Origin of the sequence: Actinopolymorpha rutila (assembly GCF_013407855.1) — a bacterium.
GTDB classification, from domain to species: Bacteria; Actinomycetota; Actinomycetes; order Propionibacteriales; family Actinopolymorphaceae; genus Actinopolymorpha; species Actinopolymorpha rutila.
Genome location: NZ_JACBZH010000001.1, coordinates 1279601 through 1299480, shown reverse-complemented (window position 1 = coordinate 1299480; position 19880 = coordinate 1279601). Strand labels below are relative to the sequence as shown.

The 19880-nt window shown below is 72.5% G+C and carries 12 protein-coding genes and 1 riboswitch; of the genes, 5 read left to right on the top strand and 7 right to left on the bottom strand.

Annotated elements, in window-relative coordinates; genetic code table 11:
• Positions 1–25 precede the first annotated feature (25 nt).
• Both F4554_RS05650 and F4554_RS05645 read right to left on the bottom strand, forming a co-directional pair.
• Positions 26–2080: a beta-galactosidase gene (locus F4554_RS05650; RefSeq protein ID WP_179786398.1), complete on the bottom strand. Its 2055-nt coding sequence runs from the start codon at positions 2078–2080 to the stop codon at positions 26–28.
• 185 nt (positions 2081–2265) lie between these two features.
• Positions 2266–3201, bottom strand: coding sequence for a nucleotidyltransferase domain-containing protein (locus F4554_RS05645; protein ID WP_179786397.1), 936 nt, complete (start codon positions 3199–3201; stop codon positions 2266–2268).
• A 155-nt stretch (positions 3202–3356) separates the two neighbouring features.
• On the opposite strand from F4554_RS05645, the gene F4554_RS05640 reads away from it, so the two are divergent.
• The 3 genes from F4554_RS05640 (at position 3357) to F4554_RS05630 (ending at position 6834) form a co-directional block, all read left to right on the top strand.
• On the top strand, positions 3357–5117 hold the full coding sequence (locus F4554_RS05640; protein WP_179786396.1) for a DUF222 domain-containing protein: 1761 nt from the start codon (positions 3357–3359) through the stop codon (positions 5115–5117).
• 104 nt (positions 5118–5221) lie between these two features.
• Positions 5222–5917 carry a hypothetical protein gene (locus F4554_RS05635; RefSeq protein WP_179786395.1) on the top strand — a complete coding sequence of 232 codons (696 nt, stop codon included), beginning with the start codon at positions 5222–5224 and terminating at the stop codon, positions 5915–5917.
• A 101-nt stretch (positions 5918–6018) separates the two neighbouring features.
• Positions 6019–6834 carry an SDR family oxidoreductase gene (locus tag F4554_RS05630; protein WP_179786394.1) on the top strand — a complete coding sequence of 272 codons (816 nt, stop codon included), beginning with the start codon at positions 6019–6021 and terminating at the stop codon, positions 6832–6834.
• A 44-nt stretch (positions 6835–6878) separates the two neighbouring features.
• Here the strand turns inward: F4554_RS05630 and F4554_RS05625 are convergent, their stop codons facing one another.
• The 4 genes from F4554_RS05625 to F4554_RS05610 form a co-directional block, all read right to left on the bottom strand.
• Complete coding sequence (locus F4554_RS05625; RefSeq protein WP_337795888.1) at positions 6879–9665, bottom strand: helix-turn-helix transcriptional regulator; 2787 nt, start codon at positions 9663–9665, stop codon at positions 6879–6881.
• The gene (locus F4554_RS05620) at positions 9632–9904 is read right to left on the bottom strand and encodes a hypothetical protein (protein ID WP_179786393.1); all 273 of its coding nucleotides are present in this window, start codon (positions 9902–9904) and stop codon (positions 9632–9634) included. The genes F4554_RS05625 and F4554_RS05620 overlap by 34 nt, the downstream gene beginning before the upstream one ends.
• A gap of 210 nt (positions 9905–10114) precedes the next feature.
• A complete protein-coding gene (locus tag F4554_RS05615) occupies positions 10115–12499 on the bottom strand; it encodes a glycoside hydrolase family 65 protein (RefSeq protein ID WP_179786392.1) in 2385 nt (794 codons plus the stop codon).
• Positions 12496–13230, bottom strand: a complete 735-nt coding sequence (locus F4554_RS05610) for a beta-phosphoglucomutase family hydrolase (RefSeq protein ID WP_179786391.1) — start codon at positions 13228–13230, stop codon at positions 12496–12498. The genes F4554_RS05615 and F4554_RS05610 overlap by 4 nt, the downstream gene beginning before the upstream one ends.
• A 147-nt stretch (positions 13231–13377) precedes the next feature.
• Here F4554_RS05610 and F4554_RS05605 point away from each other — a divergent pair, with 147 nt between their 5' ends.
• Positions 13378–14427, top strand: coding sequence for a zinc-dependent alcohol dehydrogenase family protein (locus tag F4554_RS05605; RefSeq protein WP_179786390.1), 1050 nt, complete (start codon positions 13378–13380; stop codon positions 14425–14427).
• A 155-nt stretch (positions 14428–14582) separates the two neighbouring features.
• Here the strand turns inward: F4554_RS05605 and F4554_RS33490 are convergent, their stop codons facing one another.
• A complete protein-coding gene (locus tag F4554_RS33490; protein ID WP_179786389.1) occupies positions 14583–17882 on the bottom strand; it encodes a tetratricopeptide repeat protein in 3300 nt (1099 codons plus the stop codon).
• Between the two features lie 358 nt (positions 17883–18240).
• Positions 18241–18332, top strand: a riboswitch (ZMP/ZTP riboswitch).
• Positions 18333–18353: 21 nt separating this feature from the next.
• Between F4554_RS33490 and F4554_RS05595 the strand changes: the two genes are divergently transcribed.
• Positions 18354–19841 (top strand): glycine hydroxymethyltransferase, encoded by a 1488-nt coding sequence (locus F4554_RS05595; RefSeq protein ID WP_179786388.1) that lies wholly within the window; start codon positions 18354–18356, stop codon positions 19839–19841.
• Positions 19842–19880 lie beyond the last annotated feature (39 nt).

Below are 19880 nucleotides of genomic sequence, written 5' to 3'. Positions count from 1 at the left end.
CTGTGCGACCACCCGTGGCGGGCGGTCAGCTGGTCGGCTCGGCCAGGATCAGCACGCCGCGCAGTGGCACCGACACCTCCGCGTCGTACGTCCGCCCGGTGAGCAGGTCGGTGTGCACGCCCGGACGCAACCGCACGCGCGCCGCGTCCGCACCGTGGTTGAGCAGGTAGAGCACACCCGCTCCGGACGGTCCGACCCGGCGGGTCACCTCCATCCCGGCCGGTGGCGGAGCGCCGCCGGCGAGCGGTGAGCCGATGCCCACCTCGGTGCACAGAGCGGTGAGGAGACGGCGCTGCCCGTCGCCGGTGAGCAGCGTGGGCAGGTAGTACGCCTGACCCTGGCCGTAGGAGTTGCGGGTGAGGGCCGGCTCGCCGGCGTAGAAGTCGCGGGTGTACTCCCCCACCGGCTTCGCGCCCTCCAGGAACAGCCGTTCGCACAGGATTCCGGCGGGGAGTTCGGTGCCGGCCGGCAACGTTCCCACATCGGCGCCGAGCCGGACCGCGTTCGTCCGGTCCGGCGGGAGCGCGTCGGTCTCCTCGACGGTCAGGCCGAGCACGTCGCGCAACGGGCCGGGTGCGCCGCCGGGGTGGACGAGGTCGTGCTGGTCGACCAGTCCGGTGAAGGCGGTGGCGACGAACGTCGCTCCTTCGCGTACGCGGTCGGCGATCGCGGTGGCGACCGGCTCCTCGACCATGGTGAGCACCGGGGCCACGATCAGGTCGTACGCCGAGAGGTCAGCGTCCGGTGCGAGCACGTCGGTCTGTACGCCGAGCTGGTGCCGCGGGGTGTACGCCGACCGGCACTGCTCGAGGTAGTCCAGGTCGACGCTCGGCCCGCTGGAGAACCGCAGGCTCCACCAGGTGGGCCAGTCGAACAACACCGCGGCCCGGGCGGCGACCCGGCCGCCGGTCGTGCGGGTGCCGAGGGCCTCCAGCTCGCGGCCGAGCTCGGCCACCTCGCGGAAGACCCGCGCGTCGGAGCGGCCGTGGTGCTCCACCACCGCACCGTGCAGCTTCTCGATGCCGCCGCGGGAACGCCGCCACTGGAAGTACATCACCGAGTCCGCGCCCTGGGCGACCGCCTGGTAGGACTGCAGCCGCAGCAGGCCCGGCGGCTTGATCCAGTTGTAGGGCTGCCAGTTCTGCTGGGAGGGGCTCTGCTCCATCAGCAGGAACGGCTGGCCCTCCCGCAGCCCGCGCATCAGCGCGTGGTTGAACGCCACCGTCTCCGGCGGGTCGTTCGGGCGCGGGTAGTTGTCCCACGACACGACGTCGAGTTCGCGCGCCCAGCGGTGGTACTCGAGCGGGAAGAACGCACCCATCAGGTTGGTGGTGACCGGGACGTGCGGCGTCACCTCGCGGATCACCGCCACCTCGGCGCGCAGGCAGTTCAGCAGCGCATCGGAGGCGAACCGGTGCCAGTCGATGCGCAACGCCTGGATGGCGCGTTCGCCCTTGCTGACCGGGGGTTCGACCTGTGCCCAGTCGGTGAACGTGTGTCCCCAGAACGCGGTGTTCCAGTTGCGGTTGAGCTGGTCGAGGCTGCCGTGCCGCTCGCGCAGCCATTGGCGGAACGCGTCCGCGCACAGGTCGCAGTAACACAACGTGCCGTACTCGTTGCCGATGTGCCACAGCTGCAGGGCCGGGTGGTCGGCGTACCGCGTGGCGATCTTGCGGACGAGGGCGGTGGACAGCCGGCGGAAGTTCGGCGAGGACGGGCAGAACGTGTGCCGGTTGCCGTGCCGGCGGCGGATTCCGTCCTCGTCGACGACCAGCACGTCCGGGTAGCGGCGGGTCACCCACGCCGGAACCGAGGCGGTCGCGGTGGCGAGGTTCGCCCGGACGCCCTGCGCGGCCAGCTTGTCCAGCACGCGATCCAGCCAGTCGAAGGTGAACGTCTCCTCGTCCGGCTGCAGTGCGGCCCAGCCGAACACGGGCACGCTCACCGTGGTGACATGTGCCGCCCGCATCAGGCGGACGTCCTCGTCCCACACGTCCTCGGGCCACTGCTCGGGGTTGTAGTCGGCGCCGTAGAGGACCTGACCGAAGTTCACGTCCGCGTCGCGGTCGTCCTGCGCCATCCGAGTCGTCCCTTCGCCGTGGTTCTGATCCTGCTGGTTCTGATCGTGCTGGTTCTGTTCGCCGTCATCCTCCCATCCCGACCTCGGCCGGCGGGAGGAGCGCGATCAGCCCGTGGACGTCAACCGTGGCTTGCCTGGGACGCGGGAAGTGGGAAAACGTTCAACGTACGCAGGGCAATCGGGTCTCACGCCTCGCGACCCCCAACCGGATGGCCGTCTTCGGACAGCGGTCCGTTCGCCTCGACCAGCGAATCGACCAGGCGCAGGTACGTCCGGACCGCCGGGCTCACCCCCTCGGGAAGGTCCACGCCGAGCCCACCCAGGCGTGGAGCGAGCGCGTCCATCCGGTCTGCGAGCAACCACAGGGACCCGGCCTGCGACCGAAGCCGATCCCCGGCCGTGGACGTGGGGTTGCCGGTCTCGGCCGCGACAGGGTCGGCAGGCGGCGTGACCCCGGCGAACCGGGTCACCACGTCCAGCGACCGGACGGCGTACGCCAGCAGCGTCGCGCAGCCGTCCGGGCGGGCGCGCGCGGCGGACTTGCCCGCCCACATCAGCATCGACCAGAACGAGCAGCACTCCGCGACCGCCACCTCCAGCGGCGACCGCGACGCCGGCTCCGGGAGTGGCGGCTCGTCGCGGCCGCGCTCCGGCCGGCTCGGGCACTCCGGTGCCGTCGCGTTGGACCGGTCGAGCAGGACCACGGCGCGTTCCGGCCGCACCGCGGCCGACCGGGGAACCCATTCCCAGTCGACTCCGTGCGGGCCGTACTCCCCGGGGAAGAACGACGTCAGGAACGCCCCGCCGGCCGGCGCGTTCTGCGGCGCCTCGGTCAGCAACGTGGGAGTGCCCAGGCCGGCCACGAACCGGCCGCGCGGGGAGGTTCGTACCCACTCGTAGGTCGTGGGCCGGCTCGGCCCTCCTGCGGCCGCGACCAAGGTTTCGTCGGCCATCACGACGGTGACGTCCAGGTCACTCAGGCCGTCGGCCTCACCACGCCCGACGGAACCGTGCAGCCAACCGGCCAGCACCCTCGGGTCGTCGGCCAGCAGCCGGGCCAGCCGGTCCACCAGCCGTGCCCGCTCCTCCTCGCGCCGTGCCAGCGCCTCGCGTACGTTCACGAACGCAGCCTCCCACCCTCCTCGCGGCGACGCCCACATGATGTCCGCACCCTCTTCGAGCCTCCACCTCGGTACGACGAATCTCCTGCACCAGAAGGAGATACTCGCCCAACGAGCGAAGAGCCATTGTCGGTGGTGGCCGATAGCATTCGATCATGTCTTCGAGCAGCTGGGGCGTCCCGGCCGGTGGCGGTGCTGCCGGTCGGGTCCAGGCTGCGCTCGACCAACTCGACGCTTCTCTCGACGACGCGTGGGTGACGCCGAAAGGCTTCCTGGGCGCGGAGGAGGTCGGGTCGCTGATCGCGCAGGTGCGGGCGAAGAAGGCCCGCCTCGAAGCACTCGAACTGGCGCTGGTGCGCCAGGCCGAGGCCTGTGACATCGGCAAACTCACCGGCGCACCGAACGCGACGGTGTATCTGCGGACGGCTCAGCGGATGAGTCAGCACGAGTCCTCCGCCGCGGTCGGTCTCGCCCGCGACCTGGACAAAGAGGCCCGGCTGACCGGCGAAGCGCTGGCGGCCGGTGTGGTGTCGTCGAAACAGGCGCAGGTCATCGCCGACGCGATCAAGAAACTCCCCGAGTACGTCGGCATCGACGAACGCCACCAGGCCGAGGAGTTCCTGATCACCAAAGCCCGGTTCGCCAACCCCGACGAACTACGCGTGCTGGGTGAGAAACTGCTGGAGCGGATCGCGCCGGAAGAGTACGACCGGCTCATGCGGGAGGAGCTGGAACGCAAGGACCGCAAGGCCGAGCAGAAGCGGTCCCTTCGGTACGTGCCGAACGGCATCCCCCAGTCGGAGTCGGTGCACATCACCCTGCCCGCCTGGGAGATGGAACTGCTCCGCAAAATCATCGAACCCCTCGCCGAACCCGTCAAAGGAGCCGAGCCGGACCGGCGGCCCATCGACCAGCGCCGCGGTGACGCGTTCGCCGAAGCCCTCGGCCTGCTCGCCGCCGCTGCGACCGCACCGGTCCGCGGCGGGAGACCGCCGCAGGTCGCGGTCACCATCCCCTTCGAGACCCTGCTGAAGGGCACCGGTGCCGGCTTCATCGACGACACCGCAACCATCATCCGCCCCAGACCGTGCACCTGCCCCTGCACAGACCCCAAATACGCCACCACCAAGAACACCAACAGCACCAAGAACGCTGATGACACCGGCGTTCCGAAGCAGGAGGAGGCAGGAGGTCAGGACGAAGGCCAAGCCGGCAAGCCGAAACGGCGATCACCCGGCACCGGCTCCCTCGCGGACGGGATACCCCCACCGCGAGCACCCGGGCAGCACCCACAACCGAACACCGAAGCGGAGCCGGAACCCGCGACCGGAACGGAACCGGATACCGGTCAGGTTCCGGGCGGTGCCGCCAACCCGGGCGTGGACGCCGGGCGGAGAGCCGACGCCGAGCCTGAGGAGGGTGCGGCGGGGCCGGAGGCCGGCCTCGGACCGGAGGGTGCCATCGACCCGCACGACGGCTGCCCGACGTGCGGAGGCGGCGGATCAGCCCGCCACCTCGGCACCGACGGCAAGCCGATCTCCGCCGCGACCGTGCGCAGGTTGGCGTGCGAGGCCGACCTGATCCCCGTCGTGCTGGGCGGAGACGGGCAAGTCCTCGACCTCGGCCGCTCCGACCGGTTCTTCCAAGAACACCAGCGGCGTGCGCTCGCCATCCGCGACGGGAGCCACTGCCATTTCCCCGGCTGCACCATCCCCGAACCACGCTGCGTCACGCACCACATGACCGCCTGGGACCACGGCGGACCCACCGACCTCGCCAACGGCGTACTCCTGTGCCGCTACCACCACACCACCGTCCACCACAAAGGCTGGCACGTCCGCATGGGCACCCACGGCCACCCCGAATACGTACCCCCGGAATGGACCGACCCACAACGACGAATCCTCCGCCCATAAAGACGATCGGCGTCCTTCGGCTCCGGCTCGGGATCGCTCAGCCCGTCAGCCGTGTACGTTCACGAACACCATCTACCCCACTTCCTCACGGCGAAGGTCACACGATGCCAGCACCGTTCTCGGTCCACCAGCCGGGCGCCACCCAGCCGACCGAGTCCGCCGACGAAGCTCCTCTGGTGTTCTGTGACACCGAGACCGACGGCCTGGCCAGTCCGTGGGCTCCGAGCGGCCGGCGGATCTGGGAGATTGCGACCATCCGCCGCGAGCCGGATGGACGCGAGCACCAGTTCCACGCGTTCGTCCGCCTCGACGAACTCGGCTTCGACGTCGACGATCCGGGTGAGGTTCGCCGCCGGTCGCTGGACGTCGGTGGCTTCCACCAACGGCACCCACAACTCGTCGGAAGCCCCGTTGCGGCAGACCATCCCAACGTCGTGAGCTACCGAGCCGCGGCCGCCCGGCTGCTCGAACTGTTCGCCGGGCAGGCAGTCCTGGTCGGCGCGGTTCCGTCGTTCGACGCCGAGAGCTTCCGTCATCTGCTGCACACGACCGAGTTGCTCCCGGCGGACGTCATCGCATCGGACCCCACGGGATCGGCCCCGATGGCGTCGCCGTGGCGGGGCCGGCTCGTCTGCGTGTGGAGCCTGGTCGCGGGGAGGATCGGCGTTCCCACGTACACGCTCGACCGGACGGCGGTTCTGCGCCGGCTCGGCATCGATCCCGCTCACTACGCCCACCACGCCGCACTGGACGACAGCAGGTGGGTACGCGACGTGTACGACGCGGTGCTCGGCGGCTGAGCGGGATCGGTCGGCGAGCCCGAGACCCAAGATCGCCAACGCTCGAACGCCGCGTCCGAATGCCGCCGGACTTCACGGCGGCACGCCGACAGGATCGACGCATGTCCTTCAGCAGCAGTTCCTCGACCCAGCCGGCCCAGACAGCTCAGACAGCCCTGCCAACCCAGACCGGCCAGATCGCCCCGCTGACCGGAAAGGTGGCACTGGTGACCGGCGGCAGCCGTGGCATCGGCGCGGCCGTGGCCACCCGGCTCGCCGCGGACGGCGCCGACGTCGTCCTCACCTACCAGCAGCGCGCCGACCGGGCCGCGGACGTCGTGGCCGCCATCAAGGCAGCGGGCCGCCGAGCACTTGCCGTCCAGGCCGACAGCGCAGATGCGGACGCGGTCCGCACGGCGGTGGAGACGACGGTCGCGGAGTTCGGCCGGCTCGACATCCTGGTGAACAACGCGGGTCTCGGTGTCCTCGGTCCGCTGGAGCAACTCACCGTTGACGACATCGACCGGAGCCTCGCCGTCAACGTGCGCGCGCCCTTGGTCGCCGCACAGGCAGCGGTGCCACACCTGGTCGACGGCGGACGGATCATCACCATCGGCAGTTGTGTCGCCGAGCGGGTGGCCTTCCCCGGGTTCACCGCGTACGCCACGAGCAAGTCCGCCCTGCTCGGGCTGACCAGGGCGCTGGCCCGGGAGTTCGGCGGACGTGGCATCACCGCGACCCTCGTCCATCCCGGGCCGACCGACACCGACATGAACCCCGCCGACAGTCCGGGCGCCGACGCGCAGAGCACACTCACCTCACTGGGTAGGTACGGCGAGGCCGCGGACGTGGCGGCGATGGTCGCGCACCTGGCCGGAGAGGGAGGCCGCTACGTGACGGGTACGGCCGTCGCGGTGGACGGCGGGTTCGCCGGCTGAGCCCATCGCCCGCCGGCCGGGTGGCGCCGGCGCCACCCGGCCTGTCAGCGCAGAGCGTCGGCGACCTCGGTGCGCGACGTCAACTCCAGCTTGCGCAGGATGTTGGACACGTGGATGGCGGCGGTCTTCGGTGAGATGTACAGCCGGCGGGCCACCTCGGCGTTGGTGAGCCCGTCGGCGACGAGGAGGGCGACCTCGCGTTCGCGCCGGGTGAGGGTGCCTACTCCGGTGACGGCCGCCGGGGCCGCGTCGGCGGCCGCCGCCAACCCGAGCTGATCGCGCAGGCGTTCCAGCTGGGCCACCCGCCAGCCGCTCCACCTGGCCATTAGTTCGGTGGCCGCCTCGACGTGGCGGAGCACGGCGTCCCGGTCACCACCACCCGAACCACCCGAACCACCCGCACCACCGGAGCCCGCCGCCGGCAGGCGCCGCGCGGCGCCGATGTGGGCGGTGGCCCGGACGTATCCCGGCAGGACGGGCGAGTCGGTCACCGCGCGGTAGCCGGCCGACGCGGCCTGGAGGTCTCCGCGCGCCTCGGCGACCTGGGCGTCGACCAGCGTCCGGCTGTCGTCCCACAGATCGGCGTCGAGGAGATCGCCGACCAGTTTCTCCAGCCTGGCAAGGGGAAGCCCGACGTGCACCGCGGCCGAGACCAGGTCGTGGGCCTGTGACGCGCTGCGCCACGCCTGTTCGGCCAGCGCGGCGTGTACGTCGTCCAGGGTCTGCTCGGCTGCCGCCAGGTCACCGCGCCGGCAGGCCAGGTGGAACGTCAGCGCCGGCACCGTCAGCGCTCGGACTCCACCGGCGGTGCGGAGTTCGGTGATCAGCGCCCCGACCTGGTCCAGCGCGCCCGCCTCGAGGTACAGCCCGGCGAGGAAGACGGCGTGGTACTCCGCCCGCCGGCCGCGCAGCTCGTACCCGCGTTCGCGGTCGCGGCCGTGTTCGAGTGCGGCGATCGCCGCGCCGAGGTCACCGGACCGCATCGCCAACCGCGCCTTGCCCTGGTGGTACGCCGCGACCGCGAGCTTCTCGAACCCCGCCCGCTCGGCGGCGGCCCGCATGCGTTCCAGCATCTCGGTGTGCTGAACCGGCCCGGGCGGCGGCGCCTCCTGGACGAGGTTGTTCAGCGTCCGGGCGGCGAGCACCCACTCGCCGAGCTCCTCGGCCCGGTCGACCAGCCCGTACAGCAGCTGCCAGCCCTCGTGGCTGGTGCTCGACCGCTCGGTCAGGGCCATGCCCTTCTCCACCAGGGCGGCCAGCCGCACGCGCGGCATGTCGAACTTCTCCGCCAGCACGGCCGCGCGGTCCGCCCACTCCACGGCGTCGTCGATCCGGTCCCGCAGCGTGCACGATTGCGCGACCGCGATCATCGCCCGGGCCTGGTCCGTGCCAGGCTGCAGATGGGAGATGAGCCGCTTGACCCTGTCGGTGAGGTGCTCCATCTCGGTGGGCTGGTCGGTCTCCCAGGCCAGCCGGATCAGCAGGTAGTGGGCATCGGCGCTCTCCCGCGGGGCGGCAGCGTTGTCGCGCCAGCGGCGGGCGTACTTCTGCGCGTCCTCGACCAGCCCGGCCAGCCAGGCGGCCTGTGCGGCGGCGGCCAGCAGCGGGACGTCGTCGCAGGCCTCGTCCAGCCCCATCTCGGCCAGCCGCAGCGCCTGGTACGCCGAACCGATGGAGAGGTACGACGCGGCGCCTCGCCGGGCGGCGTCCAGCATCTCGTCGTAGCGTCCGGCCGCCCGGGCGTGCCCGGCGACCATCGCCGGATCGGAGCCGCCGGCCGCGAGCAGGGCCTCCAGCGCGGCCTCGTGCAGCCGCCGCTGTTGCCGGCCGAGCAGCCGCCCGGCGATCGCCTCGCGCACCAGCGAGTGCCGGAACCGGAACTCGTCCTCGCCGGCCTCGACCAGGACGCCGCACACGACCAGCTCCCGCAGGGCGGCGATGAGATCGTCCTCGCCGGTGCCGGTGACGGCGGCGAGCAGGTCGAACGGCACCCGCAGGCCGAGCACGGCGGCGGCCTCGGCGATCGCGACGACCGACTGCTCCAGGTCGTCCACCTGCTGGCGGAGGACCTCGGCGAGGCTCCACGGCAGCGGCTGGTCGGCGAGCTCGTCCAGGCAGGCGTCCTCGTGGCCGCGCAGGAGCTCCTCGATGAAGAAGGGGTTGCCGCCGGTGCGCTGGTGCATGGCGGCGATCACCCGGAACGGCGCGGGCATGCCGATGATCGCGGCGACCAGGGCCGCGGTCTCGGACTCGCTGAGGCGTTCCAGGGAGACGTGGTGGACGGGCTGGCGGCGTTCCAGCCGGGCCAGCAGACCGGCGACGGGGTGCCGGCTGGTGACCTCCTCGGGCCGGTAGGTGCCGACCAGCAGCCGGGGGCCGTCCTGGTCGGCGAGGCGTTCGAACAACGCCGCGCTCTCGGAGTCGGCCCAGTGCAGGTCCTCGAACACCAGCACGGCCGGCCGGTCGCCCACCAGGTCGGCGACCAGGGCGAGGCCCGCGTGCAGGCGTTCGACGGGGCTGCGGGTGGGGTCGGCGACGACCGCCCGCAGCTTCTCGTCGGCGGGACGCCCGGACGGGCGGCCGTCCAGCGCGTCGAGGAGCACTTCGTACGGACGGGACAGGGAGCCGGGCACGGCGTTGCCGACCAGGACCTCGACGTCGGGGCCCACCGTCGCCAGGAACTCCTGGATCAGGCGGGTCTTGCCGAGCCCCGGCTCCCCGGCGACGAGGGCGACCTGGGCGCGGTGGGAGGTCGCGAGCTGGGAGAGGACGTGCAGCTCGCGATCCCGTCCCACCATCACCTGACTGGCCCCGCCACGAACTTTGCGCACCCCGCCAAGTTACCCGCAGGTCGCGGGTTGCGCGGCGGGCTGGTGCCTACGCCGGGATGGCCGCCCGCACCGTCGGCGTCGTCCGGGCCGGGCCCCTCGGCACCGGCCGCGGAGCGCCGGCGGGCGAGCGCCCGGCGGTAGCTGCGGGCGAGCGCCCGCCGGTTGTGCCGCTCGGCCCGGTCGAGCAGGTCCTGCTGGTGCTGCCGGGCCAGCTCGCGAGTGACGTAGGGGTTGAACATGATGGTGTCCTTTCGAACCTTCCGGACTGTCCGGATCGGTGTGACACCATCCTCGTTCGGTAAGGGCCGTCAGCCATCGGCACCGATTACCTATCTTGGCGGCGCGGGGGTTACCTAGAGACGGGCCGGACCCACCTAGGTAGGCCGCGGACCGGCCCCACGGACCTAGGTATCCCCCGCCGAGATCCCTAGGGCGCCCGCGCGGGCGCCCTAGGACCAGGTCTGGCGGCGGCGCGCGGGCTCCCGGCCCGGCGGCTGCCGGGGTCGCCGGTGCGAGGGCGGCGGCGGGATCGGCAGGGTCCGGCGTTCACCCGCCCGCAGCACGAACGGCTCGCCGTGGTGGGACGTCGCCAGCTCCTGACCCCGCAGGAGTTCGTACGTCACCTCCCCGGAGGTGATCCGTACGCCGATCTGGCCGTCGCGCACGCACAGCCGGAACGCGATGCCGGTGAGTTCCTCCGGCAGCCGGGGCGCGAAGGTCAGCTGCCCGTCGTGGTCCCGCATCCCGCCGAACCCCGCGACCGTCGCGATCCACGCGCCCGCCAGCGACGCGATGTGCAGGCCGTTGTGCACGTTGTCGTGCAGGTCGTGCAGGTCGGCCAGGGCCGCCTCGGCGAGGTAGTCGTAGGCGAGTTCCAGGTGGCCGCACTCGGCGGCGAGCACCGACTGGGTGCACGCCGACAGCGAGGAGTCCCGCACGGTCAGCCGCTCGTAGTAGGCGAAGTTGCGGGCCTTCTGCGCAGGCGTGAACGCGTCGCCGCGCAGGTGCATGGCGAGCACCAGGTCGGCCTGCTTGACCACCTGCTTGCGGTACAGGTCGAAGTACGGATAGTGCAGCAGCATCGGGTAGTGGTCGGGCGGAGTGTCGGCGAAGTCCCAGACGGCGTGGTCGGTGAACTCCTCCGACTGGGGGTGCACGTCGAGGGACTCGTCGTAGGGCACCACCATCCGGTGCGCGGCGTCACGCCAGCGCGCGGCCTCCTCCTCGTCGACGTCGAGTGCCCGGGCGACGTCGGGATGACGCTCGCAGTGCACGGCGGCCATCCGGAGGTTGCGCTGCGCCATCAGGTTGGTGAAGACGTTGTTGTCCGCGACCGCGCTGTACTCGTCCGGGCCGGTCACCCCGTCGATCCGGAAGCCGGCGTGCACGTCGTGGTGCCCGAGCGACATCCACAGCCGGGCGGTCTCCACCAGCAGCTCGATGCCGTACGCGCGTTCGAACTCCTCGTCGCCCGTGACCGCGAGATAGCGCGCGACCGCGTCGGCGATGTCGGCGTTGACGTGGAACGCCGCGGTGCCGGCCGGCCAGTATCCCGAGCACTCCTGGCCGTCTATGGTCCGCCAGGGGAACGCCGCTCCCGCCTGGCCGAGCTGGCGGGCCCGGGCGCATGCCTTGTCCAGCGTGGAGTGCCGCCACACCAGTGCGTCGCGTACGGCGTCCGGCTGGGTGTAGGTGAGGACGGGCAGCACGTACGTCTCGGTGTCCCAGAACGCGTGACCGTCGTAACCCGGCCCGGTCAGGCCCTTGGCCGGGATCGCCCGGGTCTCACCGCGTGCCCCGGCCTGCAGCACGTGGAACAACGCGAACCGCAGCGCCTGCTGGAGTTCGGCGTCCCCGTCGAGTTCGACGTCGGCATGGGACCAGAAGTCGTCGAGGTAGGAGCGCTGCTCGTCAAGGAGTCCTTGCCAGCCGATACGCCGCGCGCCCGCCAGTGCGGCGTCCACCTGGGCGCGCAGGGCGGGGATGGACCGCTGGCCGGACCAGCCGTAGGCGACGTACTTCGTCATCCGCAGCACGGTGCCCGGAGAGATCTGGGTGGCGACCGTCAGCCGGGCGAGGTCCTGCTCGGACTGGATCTCCCGGCGCAGGTCGCACTCGGTGCCGAACTCGTGCTCCATCGCCGCGGCCACCCGAAGGTCCGAACGCCTGGTGTGGTGGGCGAGAACGGCGTGGTCGCCCTCGGCCATGGCGAAGTCGGCGACCAGCGGGCGGTCCAGGGCGGCGGCCACCCGCGGGTCGCCGGTGGCCACCTCGACGGGTTCGTTGGCCAGCAGGTCCGACTGGAGTACGACGTTCAGCGGGCCGTCCAGTGCCTCCACCTCATAGTGGATCGCGGCCACCGCACGCTGGGTGAACGACACCAGCCGCTCGGAGCGGATGCGTACCCGCCGGCCGGTCGGTGAGACCCACTCCGTGACCCGGCGCAGCGTGCCGGACCGGAAGTCCAGCGTGCGTTCGTGAAAGGGCGCCGCGCCGTAGCGCATGTCCAGCGGCTCGTCCTCGACCAGCAGCCGGATGATCTTGCCGTCGGTGACGTTGACGACGGTCTGGCCGTCCTCGGGATAGCCGTAGCCCGCCTCGGCGTACGGCAGCGGGCGGCGCTCGAAGAAGCCGTTGAGGTAGGTGCCGGGCAGGCCGCGCGGCTCGCCCTCCTCGAAGGAGCCGCGGATGCCGATGTGCCCGTTGGACAACGCGAACGTCGACTCGGTCCGCTTGAGCGCCTCCAGGTCCAGGCCGCTCCAGCGCAGCTGCCACGGCGCCACCTCGTAGCTGGGCTTCTCCCGCTCGCCGTCGTGGTGATCGGCGGCGCTCATGCGTCCTCCTCCAGCAGGTCGGCGAGGTCCTTGACCACCACGTCGGCACCGTGGGCGCGAAGCTCGTCGGCCTGGTCGGCGCGGTCGACCCCGACGACGTGGCCGAAGCTGCCGGCCCGCCCGGCCTGGACGCCGGCCAGCGCGTCCTCGAAGACCGCCGCCTGGTCGGGCGCGACACCGAGCGCCTGCGCGCCGGCCAGGAAGGAATCCGGCGCCGGCTTGCCGTTCAGGCCGCGGTCGGCGATCACGTTGCCGTCGACCAGCGTCCGGTAGTAGTCGGTGAGCCCCGCGGCCGCCAGCACCGTCGCGCCGTTGCGGGACGAGGTGACCACCCCGACCGCCAGCCCCGCGTCGCGGACGGCACGGAGATAACGGAGCGAGCCGGGGAAGGGCTGCACGCCGCGCTCGGCGATCACCTGGGCAAGAAGCTCGTTCTTCCGGTTGCCGACGCCGTTGACGGTGGCCTCGGTGGGCGCGTCGTCCGGGGTGCCCTCGGGCAGGGTGATGTCACGCGAGCGGAGGAACTCCCGGACGCCGTCTGCGCGCGGCAGCCCGTCGACGTACTCCGCGTAGTCGTGCTCGGTGAACGGCGCGAACCCCTCGCCGTCGCGTGCCCGCAGGAACTCGTCGAACGCCTTCTTCCACGCCGCCATGTGCAGCTCGGCCGTCGTGGTGAGCACGCCGTCCAGGTCGAACAGGCACGCGGTGATCTGGTCCGGTAGTCCCAACATTCCCCTGACGCTACAGGCGAAGTAGGGCATCCGGGTGTCAACCGGGCGCTGCCACCGCCCACTTCGGCGACTGGGGACGAGCTGTGCGACCCTCGCAGACGCGGGGATCACGAGCCTGTCCGACTGAGCCGACTTGGAGGAAGTGGCATGCGAGCTGCCGTCATTCACGGTAAGGGCGACATCCGGATGGAGGACCGCCCCGACCCGGCCATCCGCAACGCGTCCGACGCGATCGTCAGGGTGACCGCGAGCTGCGTGTGCGGCTCGGACCTGTGGCCCTACCGGGGCGTCGTGCCCACCGACGAGCCGCACCCGATCGGCCACGAGTTCGTCGGCGTGGTGGAGGAGGTCGGTTCCGGAGTGACCTCGGTGCGGTCCGGCGACTTCGTCATCGCGCCGTTCGTCGCCAGCGACGGCACCTGCCCGGCGTGCCGCGACGGGATCACCACGTCCTGCGACCGGCTCGGCTCCTGGGGTGGCGACGACGCCGACGGGCTGCCGGTGGACGGCGGGCAGGGCGAGTACGTCCGGGTGCCCGAGGCCGACGGCACCCTGGTGAGCCTGCCCGAGGCGCCCGACGAGGCGCTGCTGCCCGGCCTGCTCACGCTGTCCGACGTGATGAGCACCGGCCACCACGCGGCGCTGGCCGCCCGGGTCGCGCCCGGCCGTACGGTCGTCGTGGTCGGCGACGGCGCGGTCGGCCTGTGCGGGGTGATCGCGGCCCGCCGGCTCGGAGCCGAGCGAGTCGTCGCGATGTCCCGGCACGAGTCCCGGCAGGCGCTGGCGAAGGCGTTCGGGGCCACCGACATCGTGGCCGAACGCGGCGAGGAAGGGGCCGCGAAGGTACGCGACCTGCTCGGCGGGGTGCTCGCCGACTCGGTGCTCGAGGCGGTCGGCACCAAGGGCTCGATGGAGCAGGCGTTCGCGGTGACCCGGCCCGGTGGCCAGATCGGCTACGTCGGGGTGCCCGCCGGTGGTGCGGAGCTGCCGATCCGGGCGATGTTCTCCGGCAATCTCAACGTCGCGGGCGGCGTGGCGCCGGCTCGTACGTACATCCCCGACCTGCTTCCCGATGTGCTGTCCGGCGCGATCGAGCCCGGGAAGGTATTCGACCTCACGCTGTCGCTGGACAAGACGCCAGAGGCGTACGCCGCCATGGACGAGCGCCGCGCTGTCAAGGTGATGTTGCAGCCCTGAGACGTCCTTGCCGAGTCCTTGCCCAGGAGTCCTTGTCTGACAGGGGAACGACCGACCGGTGGGGGAACCTCGCCCGCGGGCCCGGATGGGTGCCTGGTGTTGCCCGCGGGCGAGGCGAACCGGTCGGCCGGTTGTCAAGGCGGGGTTGCCCGGACCTAGCGGCGCCCGTTCGGCCCGTCGTCCTCGCCGAGCCCCTCCTCCATGGCCTCGATGGTGCCCAGGTCGTCCGTGCCCTCGACGTCGACGTCCGGTCCGGGCTCGCCCGTCCGGGCACCGAGTGCCGCGGTCTCGCGTACCCGGTCGGCGCCGATCCGGGCAGCCGGCCGGGCGTTCACCGAACCGCCCTGCCCGGCCAGCAGCACCCGCAGGTGGCCGGCCGACACCGGTGCGATGTCGACGAACCCGGAGTCGATCGCCAGGTGGAACGCCGACCGCGCGCCGGCCACGTCACCCTGGTCGCGCAGCAGCGTGCCGAGGTTGACCGCGGCCACCGACACCACGTCGGCGTGCCCGGAGTCCACCGCCAGCTCGTACGCCGACCGCGCGCCGGCCACGTCGCCCTGCGCGTCCAGCAGCAGACCGAGGTTCAGCGCCGCCATCGGCGCCACGTCCGCGTGCCCGGAGTCCACCGCCACCTGGTAGGCGGCTCGGGCATCGTCGACCTCGGCCTCCTCGGTGAGCAGCACACCGAGGTTGTTCGCCGCCATCGGCGCCACGTCCGCGTGCTCGGACCGCACCGCCAGCTCGTACGCCGCCCGGGCGCCGCCCACGTCGGCCTCCTCGGTGAGCAGCACACCGAGGTTGTTCGCCGCCATCGGTGCGACGTCGGGGTGGCCGGAGTCGACGGCCCGCTGAAACGCCGTCTCCGCGCCCACCAGGTCGCCCTGGTCCTTCAGCAGCGAACCCCGGTAGAGCGCCGCCATCGGCACCACGTCCACGTCACCGGAGTCGACGGCCCGCTGGTACGCCGCCTCGGCGCCCTCGGGATCGCCCTGGTCCTTCAGCAACATGCCGAGGTTCAGCGCGGCGACCGGCATCACGCCCGGGTGGTCGGAGTCGACCGCCCGCTGGTACGCCGTCCGCGCGCCCCCCATGTCGCCCTGCTCCCGCAGCAGCGAACCCAGGTTCAGCGCGGCCACCGGCACCACCTCGGCGTGGCCGGAGTCCACCGCCCGCTGGTACGCCGTCCGCGCGCCCGCCATGTCGCCCTGCTCGCGCAGCAGCGAGCCCAGGTTGAGCGCGGCGACCGGCACCACCTCGGGGTCGCCGGACCCCATCGCCCGTTCGTACGCCGTCTCCGCACCGGCGACGTCGCCCTGGTCCTTCAGCAACATGCCGAGGTTGAGCGCCGCCGACGGCACCACGTCGGTGTGCCCGGAGTCGACCGCCCGCTGGTACGCCGTCCGCGCACCCGCGACGTCGCCCTGGCCGCGCAGCAGCGAGCCCAGGTCGTTCGCCGCCCGGGGCACCACGTCGGTGTGCCCGGAGTCGATCGCCTTCTGGTACGCACCGCGGGCACCGCTCACGTCGCCCTGCTGGCGCAGCAGCGCGCCCAGGTTGTTCGCCGCTCGCGGCATGACGTCCGGGTGCCCGGAGTCGATCGCCTTCTGGAACGCCGCCCGCGCGCCCGCCACGTCGCCGCGCTCGCGCAGCAGCAGGCCGAGGTTGTTCGCCGCCCGCGGCGCCTCGCCGGCGTGGTCGAGGTCGAGCACCTTGCGGAACGCGAGTTCGGCGGCGGACTGGTTGCCGCGCAGGCTCGCGCCGATGCCGACGTCGAACGCGTCATCGGGCGGAACAGCGGCGATGAGCTCCTGCCACATCGCGTCGAAGACCGGCCTGGCCTCCTGGCCGTGGCGTCCCTCCTCGACCGCGACCACGTAGTCCAAAACCTGCAGGGCACCGTCGGAACTCTCCTGCGCCGACTGCTTCCCCCGCGCACCCGGTCCGGCCGGCGAGCCGATCCCGGAACCGATCCCCGAGCCGATCCCGGAGCCGATCCCTCCCTGCGTCGCTCCGGCATCGCCCCCCACAAAACTCAGCAGCGAGACCTCGGAGGCGACAGGTTCGGTGGCCCATGCCATGCCCTCCTCGAACAACGCGGTGGTCGGGTCGAGGTCGATGCGCACCCGGCGCAGGTAGAGCGGGTAGAGGCCGCGGAGCTCGGACTCGGTGAGCGGGCGGTTCAGCCCGGCCCGTCGCGCGTCAACCGCTGCCTGCACGATCGTGTAGCCGGCGGGCTCCCCGTCCCGGCCGGCGCGGAACTTCGCCACCAGCTGGTCCCCGCCGATCAGCGCCTCGCCGATGCTGGCGTTGATCTGCAGCTGCGGGTAGAGCTGCTCGGCCTCCGCGCGCTCGCGTACGGTCAGCTCGAAGTCCAGTGGCACCTTCGTCGCGCGGCGCAACGCCGCCTTGGCGGTGGCCGCCACGTCGCCGGTGCTGTCCAGCACCTGGTCCCAGCGTTCGTCGGTCATGCTGGCCACGACTATGGCGTGCCGGGCGGCCCGGTCCAGCGTGTCCGCGGACAGGTGGACCAGATCCGCGGCGGTGACGTCGTCCAGCCACACCACCCACGGCTGGCGTCCCCGGGGCAGGGTCTCCTCCTCGCGCAGCGCCTCGGCGAGTTCCTCGCCGCTGCCGGGAACGAACACGCCCGGGTCCCGGCCGCCGAGCACCGACCGCACGGCCTCCACGACCGTGCGCGACTTGCCGGCCTTCGACGGGCCGACCACGACCACGAACGGGAACGGCGCGCCGTCGGCGTTCAGCAGCGCGGCCAGCCGGCCGTCGGCGGCCGGGCGGCGTACGTACGGCGCCTGGCCGCGGTGGGCGTAGTGCGTCGGAGTCGGTCCCAGCACCACCTCTGTCAGCTCCGACAGCCGGGGGAACGTCCGCTCGGGAACCTGCGGCGCCTTGCGTCCGCGCTCCCGCCGCTGGCCGGGCACCCGGGTGGCGGCCCTGGTCTGGCCGCGGGCACCGGAGCGGGCTCCGGGCGGCTCGCCCTGCCAGCCGCCGGACCGCTCGGCCGGCGCGCTGGGCTCGCCGCGTTCGCTCCACGGCCCCTCGCCCTCGTTCCAGCCGCCGTCGCCGCCGTCGCCGCCCTCGCGGCCCTCCTCCTGCCAGGGCCCGTCGGCGTCCTCCCGCCACGGACCGTCGTCCTCCTGCCAGGGGCCGGTCCGTTCGCCGGGTTCCGCCGGCTCGTCGGCGGCCTGCGCCCGGGCGGCGCGCACGCTCTCCGGCTCGGTCAGCCGCCCCACCGCGGCTATCACGAACGCGGCCACGGCGAGCACGGCCAGCCCGCCCACCACCGGGCGCTGCGTACCGGCCGTGATCGTCTCGATCAGGGCCGCCAGCACCAGGAGGACCAGACCGATCATTCCCAGCGAGCGGACCCACGTCCGTCCCTGCGACTCCTCCGGCTTGCCCGAGTCGCCGTGCTGTCCCTTCTGCGCCGCCACAACCTCACCCCCCGACGCTCGGAGCCTGCGGCCCCGTGGTCGGCGTACCGCCTCTGAACTGCGGAAACGGTCCCGCCCAGAGAAGTCCCTGAGACATTCCTCATCCCAGTGTCTACAGAAGCGGGTGGGTGAGGGCACAAACGCCGGAGAGGGCGCCGTCTTACCGGGGCCGAGGCGCATCCGGCCGTGGCGGACCGTCCCGGTCCGGGCGGGCACGGCCGTACATGGGGGCGATGGAGGACACGGCGGGCACGGGCGGATCGTCGCGGGGTCGGCGGGCACGGCGGACCAGGCGTGGGGTGTACCGGTGCGTCCGGGTACGGGTGGCTGCGCGCGGGCGGGCGGCCACGATAGCCTCGGTGCAGGCCGTGACTGGCGCGTTGGGATGGGATCGACCATCGGGAAGCGGCCTCGTCGAAGGACGGAGTGCCGTGCGCCTGGGCCCCCTTCCGTACGCCACAGGAGGTCCCCATGAGCCCCGCGTCCCCCCAGGACAGCCCGCAGAACACCACCCGGACCAGCCCTCGAAACAGCACCGAGTCGACCGCGTTCCGGAGCGCGCTGGAGGTGATCGCCGGGGTGGAGCCCCGCGTCGCCGCCGCGATCGGCGCCGAGCTCCACGACCAGCGCGAGTCGCTGAAGCTGATCGCGAGTGAGAACTACGCCTCGCCGGCGGTCCTGCTGGCGATGGGCAACTGGCTCAGCGACAAGTACGCCGAGGGCACGATCGGCCGCCGCTTCTACGCCGGCTGCCAGAACGTCGACACCGTGGAGGCGCTGGCCGCCGAGCACGCCCGCGAGCTCTTCGGCGCGCCGCATGCCTACGCCCAGCCGCACTCGGGCATCGACGCCAACCTGGTCGCGTTCTGGGCCGTGCTGGCCAACCGGGTCGAGGCGCCGGCGCTGGAGAAGGCGCAGGTCCGCCAGGTCAACGACCTGTCCGAGCAGGACTGGTTCGAGCTGCGCCGCGAGCTGGGCAACCAGCGGATGCTCGGCATGTCCCTCGACGCCGGCGGCCACCTCACCCACGGGTTCCGGCCGAACATCTCCGGCAAGATGTTCGACCAGCGCAGCTACGGCACCGACCCCGAGACCGGCCTGATCGACTACGACGAGGTACGCCGGGCGGCGCAGGAGTTCCGCCCGCTGATCCTGGTCGCCGGCTACTCGGCGTACCCCCGGCTGATCAACTTCGCGACGATGCGCGAGATCGCCGACGAGGTGGGGGCGACGTTGATGGTCGACATGGCCCACTTCGCCGGCCTGGTGGCGGGCAAGGTGCTCACCGGCGACTACGACCCGGTGCCGCACGCCCACATCACCACCACCACGACGCACAAGTCGCTGCGCGGCCCGCGCGGCGGCATGGTCCTGTGCCAGCCCGAGCTCGCCGACCAGGTGGACCGCGGGTGCCCGATGGTGCTCGGCGGCCCGCTGCCGCACGTGATGGCGGCGAAGGCGGTCGCGCTCGCCGAGGCCCGGCAGCCGGACTTCCGCGACTACGCCCAGCGGATCGTGGACAACGCCAAGGCGCTGGCCGAGGGCCTGACCAGGCGCGGGGCGAAGCTGGTCACCGGTGGCACCGACAACCACATCGTGCTGCTGGACGTGTCGTCGTACGGCCTCACCGGCCGCCAGGCCGAGGCGGCGCTGCTCGAGTCGGGCATCGTCACCAACCGCAACGCCGTCCCGCAGGACCCGAACGGCGCGTGGTACACCTCCGGCGTCCGGCTCGGCACCCCCGCGCTCACCACCCGCGGCCTCGGCACCTCCGAGCTGGACGAGGTGGCCGCGCTGATCGACACCGTGCTCGGCCAGACCAGGCCGGGCGTCACGAAGCAGGGCGCCCCGTCGAAGGCCTCGCACGTGCTCGACGAGGCGGTGGCGACCCGGGTCTCCCAGCAGGCCGCCGACCTGCTGTCGAACCACCCGCTGTACCCAACGATCGACCTCGGCTGAGGCGTCGACCTCGGCTGACGCCCACGGCGGCCCACCCGC

Excerpts from the sequence above, each read along its gene's own strand:
- F4554_RS05650 (WP_179786398.1), bottom strand. The coding sequence starts at position 2,080 with ATGGCGCAGGACGACCGCGACGCGGACGTGAACTTCGGTCAGGTCCTC.
- F4554_RS05640 (WP_179786396.1), top strand. The coding sequence starts at position 3,357 with ATGTCTTCGAGCAGCTGGGGCGTCCCGGCCGGTGGCGGTGCTGCCGGT.
- F4554_RS05635 (WP_179786395.1), top strand. The coding sequence starts at position 5,222 with ATGCCAGCACCGTTCTCGGTCCACCAGCCGGGCGCCACCCAGCCGACC.
- F4554_RS05630 (WP_179786394.1), top strand. The coding sequence starts at position 6,019 with ATGTCCTTCAGCAGCAGTTCCTCGACCCAGCCGGCCCAGACAGCTCAG.
- F4554_RS05620 (WP_179786393.1), bottom strand. The coding sequence starts at position 9,904 with ATGTTCAACCCCTACGTCACTCGCGAGCTGGCCCGGCAGCACCAGCAG.
- F4554_RS05615 (WP_179786392.1), bottom strand. The coding sequence starts at position 12,499 with ATGAGCGCCGCCGATCACCACGACGGCGAGCGGGAGAAGCCCAGCTAC.
- F4554_RS05610 (WP_179786391.1), bottom strand. The coding sequence starts at position 13,230 with ATGTTGGGACTACCGGACCAGATCACCGCGTGCCTGTTCGACCTGGAC.
- F4554_RS05605 (WP_179786390.1), top strand. The coding sequence starts at position 13,378 with ATGCGAGCTGCCGTCATTCACGGTAAGGGCGACATCCGGATGGAGGAC.
- F4554_RS05595 (WP_179786388.1), top strand. The coding sequence starts at position 18,354 with ATGAGCCCCGCGTCCCCCCAGGACAGCCCGCAGAACACCACCCGGACC.